Here is a 3,883-nt window from a genome sequence, read left to right on the forward strand (position 1 = left end):
AGCAGATTATGGGCGATGTACAAGTTTTATATATTACCGAACAGCCAATCACTGTCAGCATGGGTATCTGTTACTTTAACGGGAGTGATCCCCCCAACAACATCAATACTCTCATTGATGCGCTAATAGGACGAGCCGATAAGGCCCTCTATACAGCCAAGCAACAGGGTCGAAACCAGTTTGTGCAGTGCTCACTTCACACCACTGAAGCCGAAGAAAAAATAAAGCAGACCATGGGCCTGCTCTAAAGTTTTTGGCGAGCTAGGATTCTCGATCAAGACTTATTTCAACACCGCCAGCTCTTGTGTGAGGGATTCACCCAGCTCATGGTTCGAAGACGAAAGGGCTGCTGCATTTCGGGTTTCTTCTACCAGTTGTTGCATGTTGGTCTGAATCGTCGCTGAATTCACCAATTGCTGCTGGACTCTGGCAATCACGGTTTCAACTGCCCCCTTGCTCTGATTTGCCATCGCCACCAGAGACTCGATATCCTCCAGTGTCACTTCGGCAAGATCGACACTGCTATTGATAATATCACTCATCCCTTTCTGCTTGCTGATAATGGATGCCGAGATATCCATGATGGTTTTCATTTCACTGTTAATCTTATCCGCCGACTGGTTAGCTGTATTGGCCAGGGCCCTGACTTCATCGGCCACCACGGCAAACCCACGACCATGTTCGCCAGCCCGGGCCGCCTCAATCGCCGCGTTCAGCGCCAGCAAGTTGGTTTGATCCGCGATGCCTTTAATCGACTCAACCAGCTGGCCGATATTCTTGTTATTGCCATCTAGTGAGGAAAGCAATTCAGTAAACTCGCAAATACTGATTTTTGAACTATTAATATTCTCAGACAGGCTACGGAGCTGATTGATGGACTGGGTACTTGTTGCTGCCGTCTTGCTGGCCGCATCAAATGAGTCATTCGACAGGCTTTCTATCTCACTCGACTGGTTAATAAAATCTTCAATCAGCTCAAAGTTGTGATTGATTGCTTCAAGGCGCTTAGTCGATGCCTTGTTCACATTGCCTGCATTGGTTGCAATCTGGCGGGCAATTGCCAGAGGCTGGTTTTCTTTTAACTGATCAAACAGCGCCGCTTTTGCCTTGAGCTCTTCGAGCTCAGCTTTGTCTATGACTGTCTGGTGCTCAGGGATCGGGGCTGAAAAAAGTTTTAGCATAATTCTACTCACTTAATTATTTATTGTTTGAATTCCAATGTGGCAGCTACGCCCGCCTGAGTCGATACAAGGTACGGCACAATGTACGTCAGTAATATCTTCATAACACGAAACTGATCCAACTCTCCAGCCAGTATTGCATCGCCATGGTTGATAATCATTAAGATAGTGCCAACAAGCAAAGAAACTTTTACCGAGCGCCGAACAATTGCAGGTGAAAATGCAATATCAAGCGCATCTCTGATTGGGAATTTTTTCAACATAGCCAGACATCATCCTTAATCGCCACACTAATGCGAAACCAGCAAGCTCACTTACCGATACATCATCCTTCCGCCAGCCAAATCACGAACGCGAGTTATTATTCTGCCGTCATCCAGTCTGTTTCTGACACGAAGGCCTCGCCTTCGATACCATGGAGATATAACACACCTTTGTGGTTCATGAAATTAGAATCGCTACGATTTAGATCCAGAGCCTGACCGTTTATATCACTGACCCAAAATGCAGGTGAAGACTGAGCTATCGCTGCTGTTGCACTGAAGTCCCAAAGGCTTCCCCCGCCTTTCTGAGCCTTAGGTAATTTGAGGTAACACGCTGGAGGGTTCTCAAACACACCAATCGCATTCATCACCGCGCCACAGCTGTTCACTATCTTCAGCCCATCATAGCCCTTAGCCTTTATCAAGCTATCAAAGTGTTCAACACAGGTCTTGTAGCGGGCATCACCCTCAAAACTACGATCAATATACAAAGTAACACAGCGATGCTGCGTCACTGGATGCCAAGGTAGCCCATTTTTCAGCAATACAGGCTCGTCAGCATCCAGTGCCTGATACGTATCACCCGTGGTCGGGTTATGAACCACACCGATAACAGGATCACCCGATTGGCTCACCAAGGCGATAGAAACAGCAAAACCTGCCGAGCCCTCAATGAACGGCAATGTGCCATCTAACGGATCAATACACCAAAAATAATCTTTTTGTCGCCGAGGATGTTCAGAAATATTGTCCTCGCTGGCATTCTCCTCGCTGAGGACAGCCAAATCATATTGCTCGATGCTCGGCTGGAGAACATCAAGGATCAATGTCTGGCAATGAAGATCGACCTGGGTGACAACCTGTGAGCTCAGACTGTTACCCGCCGCCTTATGATCAACTTTCAACTGCGACCGATCAAAAGTGGCTATATGTCGCCCAGCGGTTAGCGCTGCCTCCGTCGCCAACGCCAAGAGTTTTTCTAGCTGTGAATTAGACAGTTTCATCATTTACCTCAATGGAACCCAGTTGCGCCAAGGCCTGCCGCGTCAGGCCTTCGGTATAGGCGTTGATCTTCCAGTGATCCGGGCACCAACCTTTGACAAAGCGTTGAAAGTCCGCCCAGGCCACGCAATATAACGGTCGCCACTCCCGCTCAATCTGCGTCGGGTCAAGCTGTGGTTTCAGCTCAGCAACAGCTTGTTGGAGTTCAGAAAAATAGTAATCAAGCAGGCTCGGAACACGATCTTCGCACTCATCAAAAGGAATACAGCTGCTAATAAACAAGATAACATCCTTCATGCCACACCCTTTGCCGACATATTGAAAGTCGACAGCGGCCGCCCTATCACCTTCGGGCGTAAAACAGAAATTCGCCAGCTTGGCATCACCATGGACCAAAGTTTGAAAGCGACTCTGTTTCAACACTTGATCGATGATTCCGGCCGCCTGCTTGAGCGGAAGATCAGCCAGTGCCGCCAACTCGTCAGGTCGTGTTTCCAAATGCCAGTAGGTACCGCTTTGCCATAACCCGCGATGCTCCTGAGCAAGGTGTTGGGCATGAAAATAAGCCAACCAACGAAGACAAGCCTCTACCTGAACCTGTGTCGCCTCTTTGACAACCTCACTAAAGCCGAGCGTTTTCAGATCTTCAAGCACAATGAGTATTTCATTATCATACTGCTCGACATAAAGGCTCTTGGGTACCTGGCACTGCTTAGAACAAACATTGGCATAATCCTGATACCAGTTCACTTCAACTTGATAGGAAGTCAGCTTGCGTTGATGAGATAGCTCGGTATTCCAGCCCCTAGGATGATGTTTGGGTTGCGGCAGCTTGATGTGTTTCACAATCACCGACTCATATTGACTATCGTTCAAAGCCGCGCGAAACAACTCCCCGTACCCTCCCCACAGCGGCTGGATAAGCTGGGTGTCAGCGATGCTCTTGGCTCCCGTCACCCGGGCAACCTTGTGCAAAATATCTGTAGATATAGTCATGTTTTCGTCAATGAGAGTTATTGTCAGGCTAGTGTACAAAATTCTGCAAGAAAACACCTTTTCAATGTAGAAAAGAACCCAATCGTTCAAAAAACCAGCAAACAGTTAGGTTTCCGTGATTTTCTCCGCATTTTTCCGACTTAATAAGCAACTGAAATCACAAATAAATTACAAAATGAAAAAACTAGCATATTGATTTAATATCAGTTTTCAAAAAGTAGCATTATTTTATTATCTTTTTTTGATCTGTTACGTTTATATCTCAATTTAATATTTGAGCTAGTTATGACCAACAATACCACTAATTTAACTATCGATGAAATTGAGGACAAATTAACAAGTCCTTCTGTTTCTGACGACTTTTTAGCAGTGCTAAAAGATTCATCCACAAACAATGCTGATATCGCGGAACTGCTATATCAGTATTATCTCAACGTAAGT

At 46.3% G+C, this 3,883-nt stretch carries 5 protein-coding genes; 1 reads left to right on the forward strand and 4 read right to left on the reverse strand.

Annotated elements, in window-relative coordinates:
• The coding region (locus MHN01_RS19360) for a diguanylate cyclase domain-containing protein (protein ID WP_239412849.1) at positions 1 to 248 on the forward strand (248 nt) is incomplete at its 5' end.
• Positions 249 to 281: 33 nt separating this feature from the next.
• Here MHN01_RS19360 and MHN01_RS19365 read toward each other — a convergent pair.
• The 4 genes from MHN01_RS19365 to MHN01_RS19380 all read right to left on the reverse strand — a co-directional run bounded on the left by MHN01_RS19365 (position 282) and on the right by MHN01_RS19380 (position 3,442).
• Positions 282 to 1,181 (reverse strand): methyl-accepting chemotaxis protein, encoded by a 900-nt coding sequence (locus MHN01_RS19365; RefSeq protein WP_239412850.1) that lies wholly within the window; start codon positions 1,179 to 1,181, stop codon positions 282 to 284.
• Positions 1,182 to 1,201: 20 nt separating this feature from the next.
• Positions 1,202 to 1,444, reverse strand: a complete 243-nt coding sequence (gene nrtS / locus MHN01_RS19370) for a nitrate/nitrite transporter NrtS (protein WP_239412851.1) — start codon at positions 1,442 to 1,444, stop codon at positions 1,202 to 1,204.
• 98 nt (positions 1,445 to 1,542) lie between these two features.
• Positions 1,543 to 2,451 (reverse strand): 3'(2'),5'-bisphosphate nucleotidase CysQ, encoded by a 909-nt coding sequence (locus MHN01_RS19375; protein WP_239412852.1) that lies wholly within the window; start codon positions 2,449 to 2,451, stop codon positions 1,543 to 1,545.
• Positions 2,435 to 3,442, reverse strand: a complete 1,008-nt coding sequence (locus tag MHN01_RS19380; RefSeq protein WP_239412853.1) for an ecdysteroid 22-kinase family protein — start codon at positions 3,440 to 3,442, stop codon at positions 2,435 to 2,437. Before MHN01_RS19380 ends, MHN01_RS19375 begins: the two co-directional genes overlap by 17 nt.
• Between the last annotated feature and the right edge of the window lie 441 nt (positions 3,443 to 3,883).

This window comes from Photobacterium sp. OFAV2-7 (genome assembly GCF_022347985.1).
Taxonomy (GTDB): Bacteria; Pseudomonadota; Gammaproteobacteria; order Enterobacterales; family Vibrionaceae; genus Photobacterium.

What these genes read in the sequence shown, in the direction of transcription:
- nrtS (WP_239412851.1), bottom strand. Translation starts at nt 1,444, where the DNA reads ATGTTGAAAAAATTCCCAATCAGAGATGCGCTTGATATTGCATTTTCA.
- MHN01_RS19365 (WP_239412850.1), bottom strand. Translation starts at nt 1,181, where the DNA reads ATGCTAAAACTTTTTTCAGCCCCGATCCCTGAGCACCAGACAGTCATA.
- MHN01_RS19380 (WP_239412853.1), bottom strand. Translation starts at nt 3,442, where the DNA reads ATGACTATATCTACAGATATTTTGCACAAGGTTGCCCGGGTGACGGGA.
- MHN01_RS19375 (WP_239412852.1), bottom strand. Translation starts at nt 2,451, where the DNA reads ATGATGAAACTGTCTAATTCACAGCTAGAAAAACTCTTGGCGTTGGCG.